General features: G+C 71.3%; 17 protein-coding genes and 1 CRISPR repeat array. Of the genes, 2 read left to right on the top strand and 15 right to left on the bottom strand.

The annotated features are described in order from the left end of the window. Positions 1 to 39 precede the first annotated feature (39 nt). Positions 40 to 783 (bottom strand): glycosyltransferase, encoded by a 744-nt coding sequence (locus ACFVHI_RS17170; protein WP_380340022.1) that lies wholly within the window; start codon positions 781 to 783, stop codon positions 40 to 42. Beyond that, positions 780 to 1,793 carry a 3-oxoacyl-ACP synthase III family protein gene (locus ACFVHI_RS17165; protein ID WP_380340019.1) on the bottom strand — a complete coding sequence of 338 codons (1,014 nt, stop codon included), beginning with the start codon at positions 1,791 to 1,793 and terminating at the stop codon, positions 780 to 782. The genes ACFVHI_RS17170 and ACFVHI_RS17165 overlap by 4 nt, the downstream gene beginning before the upstream one ends. Before the next feature lie 274 nt (positions 1,794 to 2,067). Between ACFVHI_RS17165 and ACFVHI_RS17160 the strand changes: the two genes are divergently transcribed. After that, complete coding sequence (locus ACFVHI_RS17160) at positions 2,068 to 2,280, top strand: cold-shock protein (protein ID WP_063352293.1); 213 nt, start codon at positions 2,068 to 2,070, stop codon at positions 2,278 to 2,280. 167 nt (positions 2,281 to 2,447) lie between these two features. Here the strand turns inward: ACFVHI_RS17160 and ACFVHI_RS17155 are convergent, their stop codons facing one another. From ACFVHI_RS17155 to cas3, 9 genes are all read right to left on the bottom strand, one after another. Further along, a complete protein-coding gene (locus ACFVHI_RS17155; RefSeq protein WP_363378571.1) occupies positions 2,448 to 2,837 on the bottom strand; it encodes a RidA family protein in 390 nt (129 codons plus the stop codon). A 128-nt stretch (positions 2,838 to 2,965) separates the two neighbouring features. Further along, positions 2,966 to 3,235: direct repeats of the CRISPR family, unit length 30 nt; unit sequence GGAGCAATCCCCGCGCGTGCGGGGCCTACG. Positions 3,236 to 3,256: 21 nt separating this feature from the next. Then, on the bottom strand, positions 3,257 to 3,535 hold the full coding sequence (gene cas2e / locus ACFVHI_RS17150; protein ID WP_331744407.1) for a type I-E CRISPR-associated endoribonuclease Cas2e: 279 nt from the start codon (positions 3,533 to 3,535) through the stop codon (positions 3,257 to 3,259). Beyond that, positions 3,532 to 4,554 carry a type I-E CRISPR-associated endonuclease Cas1e gene (gene cas1e / locus ACFVHI_RS17145; RefSeq protein ID WP_380340014.1) on the bottom strand — a complete coding sequence of 341 codons (1,023 nt, stop codon included), beginning with the start codon at positions 4,552 to 4,554 and terminating at the stop codon, positions 3,532 to 3,534. Before cas1e ends, cas2e begins: the two co-directional genes overlap by 4 nt. A gap of 3 nt (positions 4,555 to 4,557) precedes the next feature. Continuing rightward, a complete protein-coding gene (gene cas6e / locus ACFVHI_RS17140; protein WP_380340012.1) occupies positions 4,558 to 5,334 on the bottom strand; it encodes a type I-E CRISPR-associated protein Cas6/Cse3/CasE in 777 nt (258 codons plus the stop codon). 4 nt (positions 5,335 to 5,338) lie between these two features. Beyond that, positions 5,339 to 6,235, bottom strand: coding sequence for a type I-E CRISPR-associated protein Cas5/CasD (gene cas5e / locus ACFVHI_RS17135; RefSeq protein WP_380340009.1), 897 nt, complete (start codon positions 6,233 to 6,235; stop codon positions 5,339 to 5,341). Beyond that, positions 6,235 to 7,380, bottom strand: coding sequence for a type I-E CRISPR-associated protein Cas7/Cse4/CasC (gene cas7e, locus ACFVHI_RS17130; protein ID WP_380340148.1), 1,146 nt, complete (start codon positions 7,378 to 7,380; stop codon positions 6,235 to 6,237). The genes cas5e and cas7e overlap by 1 nt, the downstream gene beginning before the upstream one ends. Before the next feature lie 41 nt (positions 7,381 to 7,421). Continuing rightward, positions 7,422 to 8,087, bottom strand: coding sequence for a type I-E CRISPR-associated protein Cse2/CasB (gene casB / locus ACFVHI_RS17125; protein WP_380340007.1), 666 nt, complete (start codon positions 8,085 to 8,087; stop codon positions 7,422 to 7,424). Then, positions 8,077 to 9,840, bottom strand: a complete 1,764-nt coding sequence (casA, locus tag ACFVHI_RS17120; protein ID WP_380340004.1) for a type I-E CRISPR-associated protein Cse1/CasA — start codon at positions 9,838 to 9,840, stop codon at positions 8,077 to 8,079. The genes casB and casA overlap by 11 nt, the downstream gene beginning before the upstream one ends. Before the next feature lie 165 nt (positions 9,841 to 10,005). Beyond that, positions 10,006 to 12,909: a CRISPR-associated helicase Cas3' gene (gene cas3 / locus ACFVHI_RS17115; RefSeq protein WP_380340001.1), complete on the bottom strand. Its 2,904-nt coding sequence runs from the start codon at positions 12,907 to 12,909 to the stop codon at positions 10,006 to 10,008. A gap of 383 nt (positions 12,910 to 13,292) precedes the next feature. Here cas3 and ACFVHI_RS17110 point away from each other — a divergent pair, with 383 nt between their 5' ends. Further along, positions 13,293 to 13,493: a hypothetical protein gene (locus ACFVHI_RS17110; RefSeq protein ID WP_380339998.1), complete on the top strand. Its 201-nt coding sequence runs from the start codon at positions 13,293 to 13,295 to the stop codon at positions 13,491 to 13,493. 7 nt (positions 13,494 to 13,500) lie between these two features. On the opposite strand, the gene cutA (ACFVHI_RS17105) is transcribed toward ACFVHI_RS17110, so the two are convergent. From cutA (ACFVHI_RS17105) to cutA (ACFVHI_RS17090), 4 genes are all read right to left on the bottom strand, one after another. Then, positions 13,501 to 13,824, bottom strand: coding sequence for a divalent-cation tolerance protein CutA (cutA, locus tag ACFVHI_RS17105; protein WP_380339995.1), 324 nt, complete (start codon positions 13,822 to 13,824; stop codon positions 13,501 to 13,503). A gap of 565 nt (positions 13,825 to 14,389) precedes the next feature. Next, entirely contained in the window at positions 14,390 to 14,566 is a 177-nt protein-coding gene (locus ACFVHI_RS17100; protein WP_380339992.1) for a hypothetical protein, read from the bottom strand. 136 nt (positions 14,567 to 14,702) lie between these two features. Then, positions 14,703 to 15,017: a hypothetical protein gene (locus tag ACFVHI_RS17095; protein ID WP_380339990.1), complete on the bottom strand. Its 315-nt coding sequence runs from the start codon at positions 15,015 to 15,017 to the stop codon at positions 14,703 to 14,705. A gap of 191 nt (positions 15,018 to 15,208) precedes the next feature. Then, positions 15,209 to 15,532 carry a divalent-cation tolerance protein CutA gene (gene cutA / locus ACFVHI_RS17090; protein WP_380339987.1) on the bottom strand — a complete coding sequence of 108 codons (324 nt, stop codon included), beginning with the start codon at positions 15,530 to 15,532 and terminating at the stop codon, positions 15,209 to 15,211. Positions 15,533 to 16,346 lie beyond the last annotated feature (814 nt).

The raw sequence follows: 16,346 nt of genomic DNA, 5'->3' as shown, positions 1-16,346 counted from the left end.
GCGCGCGCGGCGCCGGGCGCACGGGGCGCGCGCGGGCTGTCAGCGCACGTCGACGGCGCGCGGCCCCGCGCCGCGCTCCAGGTACCAGCGCGCGGTGCCCACCACGCCGTACGCGCGGATGCGCCGGGTGGAGTTCTGCACCACCATGTCGCGGCGGCGCACCACCGCCGTGGTGTGCCGGCGGACCCTGTTGAGGAACGCCCGGTCGGTGGGTGAGGGCCGCCGGGGCATGCCGCCGACGGCGAGGTAGAGCTCGGCGGTGATCGCCATGTTGTTGCCCGCGTGCATCCGGTACGAGGTCAGGTAGCCGTGTCGGCGGCGGTGGGCGGGCCGGATCCGGCCGAAGAAGGCGCCGAGCGCGACCAGCACCAGGAACACCGCGCGCCCGGCCGGGCCGTGCTCGTCGTGGCGGGCGGTGACCCGGCCGCAGACCAGCCCGCCGGAGGCGACCAGCCCGGCGCGGGCCGCGGCCGTCCAACCGGGTTCGGGCAGGCAGTCGGCGTCGGTGCGGGCGAGCAGGGTGGCGCCGTGGGCGACGGCGTGCCGGAAGGCGGTGTCCACTGCGGAGCCGACGCCCTTCTCCGGCTCGACCACCACCTCGACCGGGAACGGCGCGTGGGCGGCGAAGGCGCGCGCCAGGGCGACGGTGCCGTCGGTGGAGCCGTTGTCGGCGACGAGCAGGGTGAAGTCGCGGTCGCGCTGGGCGGCGAGGGCGCGCAGCACGCCCTCGATCCGGGCCTCCTCCTGGTAGGCGGGGACCACCACCCACAGGTCGGTCCTCACGATGCCTCCCAGACCATGGTCATGAGGCTGACGCCGCCGCCGAGCCCGATCAGCAGCACCTTGTCGCCGGGCGCCAACGTGTCGCTTATTCGGTCGAGTTGCACGCCCAGCGTGGCACTGGCGACGTTGCCGAGTTCCGGCACCGTCAGGACCAGCTTCCCGGCCGGCACCCCGGTCAGCTCGACGAAGCGTTCCAGGTAGGGGATCGTCACCTGGTGCACCAGCACCCGGGCGTAGTCGTCCCAGCCGAGGCCGGTGCGGGCGGCGAGCCGGGCCAGGGCCGCGGGGCCGATCTCCTCGAAGATGCCGCGCAGTTCCTTGCCGCCGCCCCGGAAGTAGCTGTACTCGTCGCCGCGCGGGTGGCGGGAGCCGCCGCCGGGGATGCCGCCGGCCGGCCAGTGCTCGGAGGCCGTCTCCGTCCCGACGTCGAGGATGCCGCCCCGCTCCACGGCCTCGACGACGACGGCCGCCCCGGCGTCGCCGAAGGTGTAGCCGGCGAAGCCGTCCCGGAACTCCGCCGGGGAGGACGGCGTGCGGAGCATGGCCCGACTGGGCGTCTCGCCGGTGACGACCAGGGCACGCCGGGCCCGGCCGGCCAGGATCATCGCGCGGGCCAGGTCGATCCCGTTGAGGAAGCTGTTGCAGGCGTTGCTGACATCCAACGCATGCGCACGGGTGCCGAGTTCGGCCTGCACGATGTGGGCGGTGGCGGGCTCGCACACGTCCCGGGTCGCGGAGGCGAACAGCAGCAGGTCCACGTCCTGCGGGCGAAGCCCGCGGGCGGCGAGGGCGCGCCGGGCGGCGCCGACCGCGAGGGTGGAGGCGTACTCGCCATCGGCGGCGAAGTGCCGGGTGCGGATGCCGGTCGCCTTCTCGAACATCCGCTCCGGCAGGGCGAGTCGGCCACCGGCGGTGACCTCGTCCTGGAGCTGCTGGGAGGTGAGCCGACGGGCCGGCAGGTGGGAGCCGACGGCGGTGATGCCGATCCTCGGTGTTGCTGCTGGGTGCATGCCCCCATGCTCCGGCGGCACGGCCGGGCCGGCCTGAGTACGGGTACTCAGGCCGGCCCGCCGGGCTACCCGATCATGTCTGTGCAGATGGACGAGGGACGGCTGCCGGGACTCCGGCGCGTGCGGCACCTGCGGTGCCGTCACCGGTCCGGGTGGCTCCTCGCCGCAGGGACCGACCAACTTCGCGTTACAGCCCCGCCGAGACCCCGAGCCCTGCCATGATCGGCACGTTGCGTCTCGTAGATCCTCGATCCTCGGAAAACCAGGAGTGGCTGTGGCAGAGCGGCAGAACGGCACGGTGAAGTGGTTCAACGACGAGAAGGGCTACGGCTTCATCACCCCTGAGTCCGGAGCGGACCTGTTCGTTCACTTCCGGGCGATCCAGGGAAGCGGCTTCAAGTCCCTGGTTGAGGGCCAGAAGGTGACCTTCGTAGCGGTCCAGGGCCAGAAGGGGCTCCAGGCCGACGAGGTCCAGGTGGCGGAGTAGAAGCAGTTCCTCCCCTTCCTCCCTCGAACCCCGGGCCCCGGTCCGAACGGCCCCGCGCAGGCGGGTCAAGGAACGGCGCCCACTGGGGCGGCACACCCGCCCGCTACGAAAAACCACAGCGCTGGTCGCAGCCACCCACGTGTGGCCGCGACCAGCGCCGTCCGGAATCAGTCGAGGATGGCGTCGATCTCCACTTCAACGAGCCATTCGGGATCGATGAAGCGCGAGACCTCAACGACGGTGCAGACCGGACGGACCGACGCGAACCGCTCCCCGTGCGCTCGCGCGGCCTCCTTCCAACGCGTCACATCGGTGAGCATGAGACGGGTCCGCACAACGTCCCCCAACGATGCCCCCGCCTCCTTCAGCGCGGCCTCCGCGATGTCCAGACACCTGACGGTCTGGGCGTACACATCGCCCTTCCCCACGGTCGTCCCACCGTCCCCGATGGGAGCAGTCCCCGCGACTGCAACGTGTGACCCCTTGCGGACTGCCCGGGAAAAGCCGATCTGGGGTTCGAGGGGCGAGCCGGAACTGACTATCTGCCGATGATCCATCGCACCATGCTCCCAGAGCACCGCACATCTGAAAACAGGCCCTCCACCGGGCACTTCGCCCCTGAAGCAGCCCGTCCCCGCGTATGCGGGGCTGATGCCATGCAGCCCTCCTAGGTCAGAGCGAATTCAGAGCAATCCCCGCGCGTGCGGGGCCGATTCCACGATGTGGCCCCTACTCATGACCTCCGAGGAGCGATCCCCGCGCGTGCGGGGCCTACGAGGCCAGGGTCGCGGCGTAGACGTCGGGCTTGGAGCAATCCCCGCGCGTGCGGGGCCTACGGGGTGGCCGGCGCGGTGCGCAACGCCCACGCGGAGCAATCCCCGCGCGTGCGGGGCCTACGGCCTGGCCGTCGCCGACGACAGCCAGGAAGGGGAGCAATCCCCGCGCGTGCAGGGCCGATGCTTCGTGACCTGCGGGTTTATCGGCGGGAGCGGGCTGAGAGGATCAGGCCGTCGAAGTCTACGGGCTTCCAGCGGTCCTTGCCGGCGGTGCGGACGGTCCAGCCCTGTTCGTTGGTGGCGGGTTCGACGAGGACGGCTTGGCCGTCGCCGATGCGGGTGGCGAGGAGGTCCCAGAGGCGGTCGCGGATGCGGCGGCTGGGGGTGCCGACGAAGACGCCGGCGTTGACTTCGACCATCCAGCGGGTGAGGTGGCCGCGCAGGCCTTCGGGGGCGGCGATGAGGATGATGACGGTCATGGGCTGTCCGTGTCCTGGGTGAACTCCGGGCCGATGATGGCCAGGTGTTCGTCTCCCATGCCCGGGTCGGAGACGGAGGGCGTCGGCGTGCCTTCCGTCCCGGACCAGTTGACGCCGCCCTGGACCGTGCCGACGCGTTCGTCCCAGAGTTCGTTGACCTCGACGTCCGGCATCTCGGTGCCGTCCGGGCTGAGGAGCGCCTTGACGTCGTTCACGATGCGGCCGAGCAGTTTGTCCTCGGCGATGCGGTCGCGCAGGCCGAGCCGGGCGTCGCGTTCCTCGGTGTGGCCCTGCTTGGCGAGGTCGAAGGCGAGGGGGATGGTGTATTCGGCCTTGTAGAGGTCCGCGATGTCGAGGACGAACGAGGTCGCCAGGCCGGTGTGGACGAAGCCGAGGCCGGGGCTGGCGCCCAGGCCGGTGATGACCGCGTGGCAGATCCCGTAGAGCGCGGCGTTGGCGGCCGACAGGAGGCGGTTGAGGTCGTCGCCGGCGGCGTGGGCGTCGCCGGCCTTGTAGACCCGGCCGTTCCAGGGAACACCCGTTCGGCGGGACTCGGCCTGGTAGAGCTTGCGGATGCGGGCGCCCTCGCGGCCGCGCAGCTGCTGCATGGTGGCGGCGCTGACGTCCTCGCCGGGGAAGCGCATGCGGTACATGGTCCGGGCGACGGCGAGGCGTTCCTTGGTGCGGCTGACCAGCCAGGCCTGCCGGTTAAGGAGGGCCGCGCCACGGCTGGGGCCGAGTCCTGCGGCGTACATCCGCACGCCCTGCTCACCGACCCAGCACACGGTGGTGCCGGAGTCGGCGAGCAGGTTGACGGCGCCGTGGGTGATGCGGGTGCCCGGGCCGAGGAGCATCACGGCGACCATGGCGGCCGGGACGCGGACGGTCTCGCGCTTGTTGATGACGACGACGGCGTTCTCGTCGCGGTCGATGTGGCTGCGCTCGACGTAGACGCTGGAGACGCGGTCGGCGAGGCGGTGCAGGTCGTGGGGGTGGGCTTTCCACCAGATGTCGGCCATCGGTCAGTGGTGTCCGGTCGGCAGCGGGGCGAGGGTGAGCAGGCCGCAACCGTAGGCCTTGGAGGGGCCGATGCCGCCGAGGAGGGCGGCTTGGAGGAGCCCTGGGTCGGTGATGCGCAGTCGGCCTTCGAAGGTGGCGGTGGTGAGGGTGACCGGGCTGCGGGTGCCGGGCTTGGTGAAGGTGCTGCGGCTGCGGTCGGTGATCCGGGCCTCCCGGGCGGGCTGCTGTGCCTCTGCGGGGGTGTCCGAGGCCGGCGGTTCGAGGCCCGGTGCCGCGCTGTCGGTGCGCGCTTCGGGGATGGTGAAGCCCCAGCGCTGGGTGCGTTCGAGGAACCAGGTGAGCTGCTGGGCGGCGGTGCGGTGGGCCATGCGGTAGGAACGGTGGTGGAGTTCGGCGGCGGTCTTGGTACGGTGCGGGCTCGCCTTGGCGGGCTTGGAGGTGTTCTGGACGGGGCTGGCCTTGAGCCGGAAGGCGAATTCGCGGCCGACGGCAAGCTGGGCGAGCAGCGGGCTGTAGTCGCGGACCGCGTAGTGCTCGCCTTCGGCGTCGGGCCAGCCCGCCTGTTCGACGATGTGGGTCCAGTCGGGTTTGGAGGGGGTGAGGACCAGCAGCGTGGGGCGGCGTGGGTGGTCGGCGTCGAGGCGCCAGAGGATCCGGTCGCCGGCGGCGGGGTCGGGGATGCCTGCGGTGACGGCGCCGTGTAGGGCGCGGGGGTTGGCGAGCAGGGTGCGGCTGGCGGCGCGCAGGGGGTTGATGCGGACGCGGGAGAGGTAGGTCATCTGGTCACCAGCCCAGCAGGGCGAACGGGTCGTGGCCGCCGGCCGCAGTGGCCGGTTGGGCGGTCGTGGTGGGCGGGGTGCGCGGGATGGACGCGGCAGACAGGGCGGACGGGGCGATGCCGGTGGGGACGTTGAGCCAGGCGTGGCGGATCCGCCGGGTGGTGAAGCCGCGTTCGCGGGGCGCGAAGGAGCGCGGGACGTCCTGCAAGGTGTCGTCGCCGGCCGGGTCGTCGAAGGTCGCGGCCAGGTCGATCCGGTGGGGCGAGAACGGATCCGGACCGCGTTCGGCCCGTCGGCGGTAGGCGGCCTTGGCGGCGGTGCCCGCCTGCCAGGGCTCGTCCGCCAGCACGTCTTCCAGGGCTCCGGTGCGCACGGTGCCTAGGGCGATCGGCTGGGTGGGGACGCAGGAGCGGCGGCCGAGGGCGAGCGGGAAGGCGGGGCGGCGGATCGCCTCGGCGAGCGTCGCGACGAGGCCGGCCGGGCCCTGGACGGCGGCGACGAACACCGCGTCCTGGAGGTAGTAGCGGTGGGTGACGTGGGTGTCCTTGGCCGGGGAGGTCGGCTTCTGGACGCCCTTGGCGTTGACGCCGCTCTGGGGCAGCGGGCGGCCCCGGTAGTCGCTGACGGTGTGGTAGTCGCGCAGCAGCGTGCCGGGCTGGTCGATGCGCACGCCCAGGCGCAGGCCGACCAGGCCGGTGATGTCCGCTTCGCGGGGAAGTCCGGCGGCGGCGGCGAGCAGGCCGACGACGCCGGACTTGGTCGGCTGGGGCGGGGTGTCGCGGCGGTTGAAGGCGCTGCGGTCGCCCCAGGACTGGAGCGGGCCAGCCAGGCGCAGGACGAGGACCGCCTGGTCCTCGCCCTGCGGGTCCGGGGCCGGTACGGGGGTCGGGTCGGCGGGCATCAGTTGTCGTTCACCCGCTCGGTGAGGGCGGTGCGCAGGCCGTCGCGCAGCTCGGTGAAGGTGCGGTTCGCGCCGAAGGCCTCCGCCAGCTGCTGCGCGGGCTCGTCGGCGCCGGTGTCCGCACCGAGGGTGTGGCAGATGCCGACGTACAGCGGGCTGTCTCCCCACTGCTCGGTGGCGGTGGCGAACTCCACGGCGAGGCGGCGCGCGGACTCGGCGACGATGCCCCGGCTCGCCGGGACGGGGTTCTCGTACGCGGACACGAGGTTCACGGGCTGGTCGGCGCGCACGACGACGGCCACCAGGCTGGGGCGGGTGCGGTGCGCGAAGGAGTTGCCGTAGCCGGTGGGCATGGAACGGGCGAAGGAGTCGACGAACAGGTCGACGGCGTCGACGGCGGCCTTGTCGTCGCCGAGGTTGCCGCGCAACTGGTGCAGGCCCACGGTCGCGTAGCGGTAGAGGGTGGCGGAGTTGAAGCCGATGGTGCCGATCATGCCGGCGCCGGTCTCCTCGGCGGTGTTCTCGTCGTCGACGGCCGTGTAGTAGTCGAATTCGAGTTCGGCGGCGTGGGTGGAGATCGCGTGCGCCACCTGGGTGGCGGCGTCGACGTTCAGGCCGGGGATGTCGGCGACCATCCGGCCGAACAGCGCGACGTCGGCCGGGTGACCGCTCTGCAACTGCTCCTTGACCGGCAGCGCCTTGACGGCCTCCTCCAATGCCTTGGCGTCGAGGGCGGCGAGGTCGGCGGCGGTGTCGGCGACCAGGTCGACGATGCCGTCCAGCTGGCGGCGCCCGTAGAAGAGGAGGTAGGCGGTGTCGCCCTCCTTCTTGCCGGCGGAGATCCCGGTCGACTTGATCAGGGCGTCGGCGATCCGCTGCGCGTCCTCGGCCTCGATGCCGGCACGCTCGGCGATGCCCTTGGCGAGCTGGGCGGCGATCCGCTTGGTGCGGGTGGCGAGGTCCTGCCGGTCGCGGCTCTCGGCGAAGTGGATGCGGGTGGCACGCTTCCAGGCCTGGGAGGAGACGCGCGAGCGGCGCTTGCCGCCGAAGTACGCCTCCTTGGGGTTGCCGTTGTCGTCCCGGTTGAGGTTGGCCGGCGGGACGGTCTGCAGGATGTGGACGTCGATGTAGAGGCGGGCGGTCATGCGCTTCTCCTCGGGGGTGGTGGTCCGGGTGTGTCGGGCGCTCAGTCGGCGGGCGTCTTGTCCTTCCACGCCTGGTAGCCGATCGACCACTTGAGACGGACCTGCGGGCGCCGGTCGGTGCTGTGCCAGGCCTGGATGTCGGCCATCAGGTGGCTGTAGTCCAACGGCTGTGTGATGGAACGCAGTTGGGTGATCAGCCCGCGCAGGTGGACCAGCAGCGCGGACACGCTGGTGGCGCCCGCGAGTTGCGCGACCCGGGTGTCGAGCGCCTCCTCGCTGACCTTGCCGCTGCGGCGCAGCACTCGCAGCGCCTCCCCGAGCTTGACGCCACGGCGGTGCATCGGCTTGGACTGGCTCTGCTGGTGGAGGCCGTAGAGGGCCAGCGCGGCGTGCTCGGCCTTCTGCTCGTCGGACACCTCGTCGCGCAGCGCGAGGACGTCGTTGACCTCGCAGCTGTAGAGCGGCCACATCTTGGGGCTGTCCATGACCGGGCGCCCGAGGCCGGAGCGCAGGGCCGCCAGGTCCTCGCCGGGCGGCCGGCGTGGTTGCTTGGTACGGGGGTCGTACCGCCAGTTGTGGTCGGGGCCGGTGAACTCGTCCCAGTACCGGCGCCGTCGGGCGGCGGCGGTGGTGCGCTCAGCGGCGGCGATGCGCTCAGCGGGGGTGGCGTGCTCAGCGGCGGCGCCGGCGGTGTGCTCAGTCGTCAAAGTCCGCTCCGGGGTCGTGGTCGAGGGCGGGACCGGTCTCGGCCGCCCGCGCGGCGGCCGCTTCCCGTACGGCGTCGGCGTACCGGGGAAGGATCTCGTCGAGCCGGCGCCGGAAGTTGGCGCCCGCGGTGCCGAGCCGGTAGGTCTGCGTCTTGCCCGCCTTGCCGCCCTGGCTGATCGTGCGGCCGCCGAAGGTGGTGGCGGGTGCGGCCAGCAGGAGCGTGTTCGCCACGTCCCACGCCTGGCGGTGGGCGAGTTGTTCCCAGGCGAGCCGGCCTCGCTCCAGGGCCTCGTCGTCCGCGCCGGCGGTGCAGACGCCGGCGAGCAGGCGGCGCACCAGGGGGTCGAGGGTGTGCAGGAGGAGCTCGCCCGGTCGCTGGCCCTTGTCCCAGGGGATGGGGTCCGTTCCGGCGGCCCGGCGCAGGTCTGCGGAGAGGTTGCTGACGGCCTGGGCGAGCCGTTCCGCCTGCTCGGCGACGTCCAGGAGGAGCAGCTGGGCCTCGCTGTCCTGCTGGAGGGCGAGCAGCGGCAGGGGGATGGCGTCGTGGATGACGTCCTCGACGATCGCGGACTGGGTGCCGTAGACCATGCCGAAGGTCTCGACCTGCAGCGGGTAGTCGGCGGGGAGTCGGTCGTCCTCTTGCAGGGCGCTGATCTGGTCGAGCAGGATGCTGGTCTCGAAGCCGCCGTCGGGGCCCTGGCGAGTGGGCGTGAGAAGGGCCTCCAGACCGCGCCAGACGGCCTTGCCCTGGGTGTGGCGGCGCGGCCTGCGCTCGGGCAGGGCGGAGGCGGACTTCTTGGCGGGGGCGGTGAAGGTCCAGGCGGTGTGGGGCTCCTGCTCGGGCATGGGCGTCAGCCGGTCCCCCGCGCTGATGACGACCCGGGCCACCTTCAGCTGCCCGGCCTCGTCCTGGTGCGGGATGAGGCGGATCCGCCGGGCCTGCCAGGTCCACAGGTCGAGGAGGCCTTCGGCCGCGCGGGGCTGCCAGGCGGGGCCGTGCGGGCCGCGTTTCCACTGCGGGAGGCCGAGGTTGTCGGGCGGGGTGAGCGGAAGGTTCAGCAGGAGGGTCTCGTACAGGGTGCGCCCGGTGGGGATGATGACGCCGAGCTGGCCGAGCGGGCCGGTGGGGTTCCCGGTCGTCTTGCCCGCCTTGACCTGGTCGTCGCCGACGACGCCGGTCTTGATCGCCGCGGTGTCCCAGCAGTGGGCGTGCACGAGCCAGTGGGCGGCCTGGGCCGGCGTCAGGTCGAGCGGGTCCGCGTCGGTACGGGTGCCGAACAGCGGGACGTTGTTGCCGCTCGCCGCGGTCGCCACCAGGGCGGCGGAGCCCTTCGTCTCGTCCTTGGCGGTGCGCAGCCCGGCGACCTGCCCGAACGGGGCGGCGGGGTCGAAGAGGTCGAACTTCGCCCGGTGATCGGCGAGGTAGGTCTCCAGGCTGCCCAGCTCGTCCTTCGTGAATCCGCCGCTCTCCCGGGTGAGCCGCTCACCCTTCTCCCCGGGGTTCTGGGGCGCGCCGGTGGCGTCGGCGACGACGGGCAGCAGGACCTGGCGCAGGACGGCCGGGAGCTGCGTGGAGAACTCGACGACGAGGCCCTCGAACTCGTGGGCCCGGGCCAGGGCCCCAGCGATCCCCACCTGCACGGGAGGCCCGCCACCGACGGGTCGTACCGTCAGCCACGGTTCGTCGACAAGGTTGTACCCAGGCACGCGCTGATCTCCCAACTGGCCATGTTTAGCTTGTTGCTGGTTCATCGTGGCACCGGCGGATGCCTGTTGTGGGGTGAATGCTTGAATTGCCCCCGGCCCCGCCTGCTTTGGTGCGCGGGGATGGACCGTGGCCGTGTTTTCCGGCCCTGGTCGGCTGCAAGTCGGCCCCGCGGTCGCGGGGTTGAGGGGGTGGGGCGACACCTGTTCGACTCACCCCCTCGCCTTTATCGGTACTGGGGCGCGCTGGGGCCCTCCGCTCACCACGAGGCCGAGCAGGTCGTCGTAGCGCAGTTGGAAGTCACCGAGGGCAGCGTCCCCGCGCTCGTCGAGTTCGAGGGCCAGGCTGTATCGCAGCCATGGATGGTCGCGCCAGCCCGACAGCGGACCGAGCGCCTGCTCGGCGACCTTTGTCAGTTTGGTGGGCAGGCGCACCGTCCCGGAGAGCACGTCGTCCACCATCTCGGCCGCGACCGTCCCGTTGGGGCCGAGCTTACGGCCCGTCATCGCGTGGAAGTCTTCCCCGGTACGGCGCACCAGCACGACCTCCACGCTCCGGTCCCCGTCCCGGACGAGTGCCTCGAACTGCCCCTCTGCCAGCGTGCCGTGGGCTCCGTAGTGCAGACCGGCCAGAGTCTGCGAACCGTGTTCCCCGGCGCGGGTCAGGACGTACTGGGCGGCTTTCTCGCGACGTTTGGCCTGCCGCTTCTCCCAGTCCTGTCGCGCCTGCGCCTCGGCCTCGCCCCACTCCGCCGGGACGACGGGATCGGTGCCGTAGACCCGGGCGACCAGGTCCGGCACCTGGCCCGGGATGCTCCACGCGCCTGCGCCGGCCTTCGCCGCCCGTTCGACCTCGGCGGCCGTGCGCAGCAGGAGATAGCGGCCGTAGATCCCCTCGGAGTCGCGCAGGATCTGCGGCACGCCGTCGTCGTCGAGGCGGATACCGGTGATGACAACGGTGGGCCGGGACAGCCGGCGGGGGCGCTGCACGCCGTCGTGGCGGTGGAGGCGTCCGATGCGCTGGAGGAGCAGGTCCATCGGAGCGAGGTCGGTGATCAGCAGATCGGCGTCGACGTCGAAGGACTGCTCCGCGAGCTGGGTCGCGACGACGATCATCCTGCCGGGACGCCCGGATCCCTCGGTCGGTGGTCCGAGGAGCTTCAGCACCTCCTGCGTACGGTCCGCCCGGTGGCCGGCGTGCAGGCGCCCGTGCAGGAGCCGGACATCAGCGCCGAACTCCTTGCGGAGGGCCTCGAACGTGGACTGGGCGCGGGCCACGGTGTTCCGGATGACCAGCACGCACCCGCCGTCGACCAGCCGCTCCCTCAGATAGTCGACCACGGCGGCATCCTGCGCGACTTGGGCGTCGGTCCGCGCCGGCTGTTCATCGAGCACCTCGACCCGCACCTGAAGGTCCTCACGCCAGGATGCGGTGCTCTCCACCAACAACTCCGGCCGCCCGTCCGGCCCCGCCCAGGCCGCCGTGACGCTCGGATAGCCCTCCGGCTCGGGAAGCTCCAGGGCCGCCGAGGCCTCCGCCGACCGCGTACCGGCCAGGTAGGCGGCGACCAGGCGACGCCGCTGCTCCGGCGGCAGCGTCGCCGACAGCAGCACCACCGGCACGCCGGCCTGCCCGAGCCACCACAGGCCCTCCAGCAGGAACTGCGACATGTAGACGTCGGCGGCGTGGACCTCGTCGAGGATCACGACCTTGCCCACCAGGCCGGCCATCCGCAGCATCACGTGCTTGGTACGGGTCGCGGCGTACAGGAGCTGGTCGATGGTGCCGACCGCGAACGGGCTCAGCAACCCCCGGCGGCGGCCGAGGAACCACTCGGCGGGGGCCCGGCGCTCCCCGTCCGCGCAACCGTCGAAGCAGTCGGTCTGCATGCCGAACTCGTCCTCCCCCACTGAAGTGAAGGGGTCGTCGGCGTCCTGCCCCCACTCCCCCGCGCCCTCCAGCAGGCCGCGCCACTCCTTGTTGAACATCCGCTTGCCGTGCAGCAGCGCGACCTGGCCCTCCAGCCCATCGCCGACCTCGCTCAGCCACGACCGGACCTGGGTGAACATCGGGTCCGCCGTCGCCTGGGTCGGCATGCCCAGGAACGCCCCGTCCGCACCGTGACGCGCTGCCATCAGCTCGGCCGCCGCCAGCGCCGCCTTCGTCTTGCCCTCCCCCATCGGCGCCTCGACGATCACCAGACCGGACCCGCCCATCCGACGCACCACGTCGAGGACCAACTCCTGCGAAGGCCTGGTCCCGTGGCCGAACCGGTCCCGGAACGTCTCCGGACCGGGCGCCGCCAACGCACCCCATCCACCGCGCAGTTCGAGCCTCGACCACGCCGCCGCAGCCCGCTGCCGCGCCTGAGGCATCGCCACCTTCGCCAGGTCGGACACACCCGTGAAGTGCCGCTCGTCGCTGGCGATCCAGTCCGCCATCACCACGAAACCGGACAGCTGAAGCTGCGCCGCCCGGCTCGGCACCAGCACCGGCTCCACCGCGGCCAGCGGCGACTCCCCCTCATAGCCGAGCTCCCGCGAGAACACCTCCACCAGCGCCGACTGCGCGAGCTTCCAGGACCGGCTACTGCCTTGCAGCTTTTCGTTCTTCTTCGGCGGGCTCAGCTGCCCCAACGTCGGGATCAGCCCGTGGTGGCCGGCGACCAACGGCCAGACCCAACCGACCTGTTCCTCACGCCACTTCGCGTCAGTGAGCAGCGCCCTCAGCACCCGGCCACCGGCCTTGTCATGCCGCCAAGACGAGCCCTTCACCGCGTACTTGTCCCAGGTGAGCCCCGCTTGACGGACCGCAGCCTCGCCGGCGGCATCGAGATGCTGAAACGCCGGGGTGGCCTTGCCACAGTCATGAATCCCGCACAACCAGGCGAACAGACGCCGCCCCTTACCCGCACCCCCCGCCAGAGCGTCCAGACGCCACCGCGTCACCGGCGGCAGGTAGCGGTCCCAGACAATCTCGGCCACCGCCGCAGTGTCCAGCATGTGCGACAGCAGAAGGTTGGCCGTCCCCCCAGCCCGCCCGGCGGACTTACCCCACAGCGCACCCAGCCACCCCCTGACCTCGGGCGGGTACCACTGCCAACGATCCTCAACCATCGTCTCAACCTCCACGTGCAGGTACGCTTCGAGAGCGTAGGACACGGCACTGACAACTCGCCTAGGAGCAAAGAAATATGACGGTCACACATCGACTCCCCTCCGGGCTGCCATCCGATCGAACTGAATCAATCAGGCCCCTCGCCCGCTAATCACCGCAGGTCAGAAAGCGTCGGCCCCGCGCTCGCGGGGATTGCTCTCACCATGTCAAAACGGTCCGCGGTTGCCGAAGGTCGGCCCCGCGCTCGCGGGGATTGCTCTCGGATCGCGGAGCCGGGGAGTTCGAGGGCCGAGTCGGCCCCGCGCTCGCGACAGGGATTCCACCCCGGCAGGGCTCGGCCGCCAAGCACGCTGGCGAGGACGACCAGAAGATCAGGGTCGCAGTGCTCGGAGACGTCGCGGCCGGCTACCTCACGGCGGACGCCGTCGACCAGGCCGTCGAGGTCGGCCGCCGTGCCCTCGCCTCCACGTTCGAAGCAGAGACGACCATGGGTCGAGTACAGCTGTCCGCACTGGCCGACCAGCTCCCGGCATCGTCGGCAGCCCAGGCCTTTCGAGACGAGATCCGAGCCTCCTTGGAGTAACTGCCGGTCAGCTTCGCGTCTCTGCTGCCACCCAGTCCAGGTAGGCGGCCGATCCAGTGATCACCGGCACCCCGACGACCTCCGGCGTGTCGTAGGAGTGCAGCTCAACGATGCGCGCGCACAGCCGATCAGCCAGGCTCGCCCGGGACTTGAAGTCGATCCGCCACTCGGCGGAGTCCTGCACCGCGCCGTCCCACCAGTAGACGGACTGGACGCGGTAGACCTGCGCACACGCGGCCAGGCGGTCACGGATCACCGCCGAAGCGAGCTCGCGGGCCTTCGTCTCGTCGTCATGGGTCGTCGTCACCACAACGAAGTCGCTGGTCGTCATACCGTGACGGTACCCGGCATCAACCGCCGCCCACACTCTGCCCGACGGACCTACCCCACAACGCGCCCAGCCAGCCCCCGACCCCGGGCGGATACCACTGCCAACGGCCCTCAACCATCGTCTCAACCCCCACGCGCGAGTACGCTTCGAGAACGTAGGCCACGACAATGACAACCAGCCCTGGGGCAACGAAAGATGGCAACAACGCACCGACTGTTCGACAGCGCCTCAACCGATCGAACTGAATCAATCAGGCCCCTCGCCCACTAATCACCGCAGGTCAGAAAGTATCGGCCCCGCGCTCGCGGGGGTTGCTCCGTTCGTCCGGACGGTGGTCCGGGCCAGGACCAATCGGCCCCGCGCTCGCGGGGGTTGCTCCGAGTGGATGAGGCCGCCGAGGACGCTGGAGGGATCGGCCCCGCGCTCGCGGGGATTACTCCGGCCTCGTCCCGCCCACGCTCGACCAGCTCAGCGCGATCGCCCGCGCGATCGGGATCCCGCTCTGGCGTCTGTTCCGTGACGAGTAGCACTGGCCAGCCGCACCGCCGTACGGCCGGCCGGGGAGTCACTTCTCGGGGTTCGGCGGCGGGTCGGCCGGCGGCGGCGGGGTCTTCGGTGCCGCCGGCGGTGCCTTCGGGCCACCGATTCCACCCGAGCCGCCGCTGGGGTCCTTCTGCGGGGTCATGTCGTCCTCCTCGGTCTCCTCGTCCGCCGGGATCGGGATCTCGCCCGGCGGCGGCATCAGGGGGTGCCGCCCGCGGTTTGGGCCCGCGGTCTCACGGCGGCCCCGACTCCAAGCTCCCTGGCGTTTAGGGGGGATGGTGGCGCTCATGGTGTCCTCTCTGTGACTGTCCTGCCGGGTCACCCATGATGGGGCCTCAGCCCCACCCGTTGCCGAACGTCCCCACCGGATGGCCGAGGTCCGCATACGGCGCACAGATGACCCGCGAGTACAGCACCGCGGGGCCGCGCACGATCGACTCGACACCGCCCGGCAGCGACGCCGAACCCGCCAGAGACCCGCAGGTCGAACAGGTCCGAGTCGCTCGGGCCTCGGTGTAGCAGGGCCAGCAGACGACTCGGCGCGGGGCCTCGGTCAGCAGCGCCACGGGCTGGATGCTGGTCAGGTGCGCGCAGAGCCGCAGCCTGCCGTCTTGCCGGGCCTGGTCCATGGTGGTGGTGGCGTCTCGCACCCACTGGCCGGCCTCCTCCATGGGGACCGCTCCGGCCTGTCGGACGCCGGCCTCCGCGAGCAGCCTGTCCGTGCGGGCCGCGCTCGCGCTGGCCTGGTCCCACAGGGAGGTGAGGGCCGACCAGCTCCCGGCATCGTCGGCGGCCCAGGCCTTTCGGGACGAGATCCGGGCCTCCTTGGAGTAACTGCCGGTCAGCTTCGCGTCTCTGCTGCCACCCAGTCCAGGTAGGCGGCCGATCCAGTGATCACCGGCACCCCGACGACCTCCGGCGTGTCGTAGGAGTGCAGCTCAACGATGCGCGCGCACAGCCGATCAGCCAGGCTCGCCCGGGACTTGAAGTCGATCCGCCACTCGGCGGAGTCCTGCACCGCGCCGTCCCACCAGTAGACGGACTGAATGCGGTAGACCTGCGCACACGCGGCCAGGCGGTCACGGATCACCGCCGAAGCGAGCTCGCGGGCCTTCGTCTCGTCGTCATGGGTCGTCGTCACCACAACGAAGTCGCTGGTCGTCATACCGTGACGGTACCCGGCATCAACCGCCGCCCACACTCTGCCCGACGGACCTACCCCACAGCACGCCCAGCCAGCCCCCGACCCCGGGCGGATACCACTGCCAACGGCCCTCAACCATCGTCTCAACCTCCACGCGCGAGTACGCTTCGAGAACGTAGGCCACGGCACTAACAACCAGCCCTGGGGCAAGGAGAGATGGCAACAACGCACCGACTGTTCGACGGCGCCTCTACCAATCGAACTGAATCAATCAGGCCCCTCGCCCGCTAATCACTGCAGGTCAGGAAGTATCGGCCCCGCGCTCGCGGGGGTTGCTCTAGATGGCCACGGCGACCTCCCCGGGCAGCACGATCGGCCCCGCGCTCGCGGGGGTTGCTCCGCGGCCTCCCACTCAGACGACCACAGCAGTTCGCGGTGCTCACTCGTTCGCCCGATGATGCTGGCCCAACGAGACGACAAAATAGGCGTGGACGCGTCAAACTGTTCGCGAATTGAGTCGCTGAATTCAACAAGCTCCCTGCGGAACTGGGCGTACGAGTCGCCAAAGGAGACCACCGGCCGTGGGCCCGGCCGCGGTCCAGGGCCGTCCCACCTAGCACGCCGAGCCAGCGCCGAGGTCTAGGAGAGAACAGCTGGCTCTCCCTCAGTGCCGCCCAGACTGCTGCGGGCACGGGATTTTCCCGGGGGTGGTTGATTTCTTTCAGGACCATCTTCGCGGCCTAAGGGCTGTCCCGTAATTGCTCTTTGAGCGGTGACGGGCAGAGCTGGTCGAGTGCCAGCCGGTCCGGCTATGCGGCCTGAAGGAGGTTGTGCA

This window comes from Kitasatospora sp. NPDC127121 (assembly GCF_042677305.1).
GTDB lineage: Bacteria > Actinomycetota > Actinomycetes > Streptomycetales > Streptomycetaceae > Kitasatospora.
Note: the sequence above shows the minus strand (reverse complement) of the source record. Positions and strands in the feature narration are given on the sequence as shown.

Bases quoted from the DNA above. Each gene is read 5' to 3' on its own strand.
- ACFVHI_RS17165 (WP_380340019.1), bottom strand. From the start codon at position 1,793: ATGCACCCAGCAGCAACACCGAGGATCGGCATCACCGCCGTCGGCTCC.
- ACFVHI_RS17155 (WP_363378571.1), bottom strand. From the start codon at position 2,837: ATGGATCATCGGCAGATAGTCAGTTCCGGCTCGCCCCTCGAACCCCAG.
- cas2e (WP_331744407.1), bottom strand. From the start codon at position 3,535: ATGACCGTCATCATCCTCATCGCCGCCCCCGAAGGCCTGCGCGGCCAC.
- cas1e (WP_380340014.1), bottom strand. From the start codon at position 4,554: ATGGCCGACATCTGGTGGAAAGCCCACCCCCACGACCTGCACCGCCTC.
- cas6e (WP_380340012.1), bottom strand. From the start codon at position 5,334: ATGACCTACCTCTCCCGCGTCCGCATCAACCCCCTGCGCGCCGCCAGC.
- cas5e (WP_380340009.1), bottom strand. From the start codon at position 6,235: ATGCCCGCCGACCCGACCCCCGTACCGGCCCCGGACCCGCAGGGCGAG.
- cas7e (WP_380340148.1), bottom strand. From the start codon at position 7,380: ATGACCGCCCGCCTCTACATCGACGTCCACATCCTGCAGACCGTCCCG.
- casA (WP_380340004.1), bottom strand. From the start codon at position 9,840: ATGAACCAGCAACAAGCTAAACATGGCCAGTTGGGAGATCAGCGCGTG.
- cas3 (WP_380340001.1), bottom strand. From the start codon at position 12,909: ATGGTTGAGGATCGTTGGCAGTGGTACCCGCCCGAGGTCAGGGGGTGG.
- cutA (WP_380339995.1), bottom strand. From the start codon at position 13,824: ATGACGACCAGCGACTTCGTTGTGGTGACGACGACCCATGACGACGAG.
- ACFVHI_RS17100 (WP_380339992.1), bottom strand. From the start codon at position 14,566: ATGCCGCCGCCGGGCGAGATCCCGATCCCGGCGGACGAGGAGACCGAG.
- cutA (WP_380339987.1), bottom strand. From the start codon at position 15,532: ATGACGACCAGCGACTTCGTTGTGGTGACGACGACCCATGACGACGAG.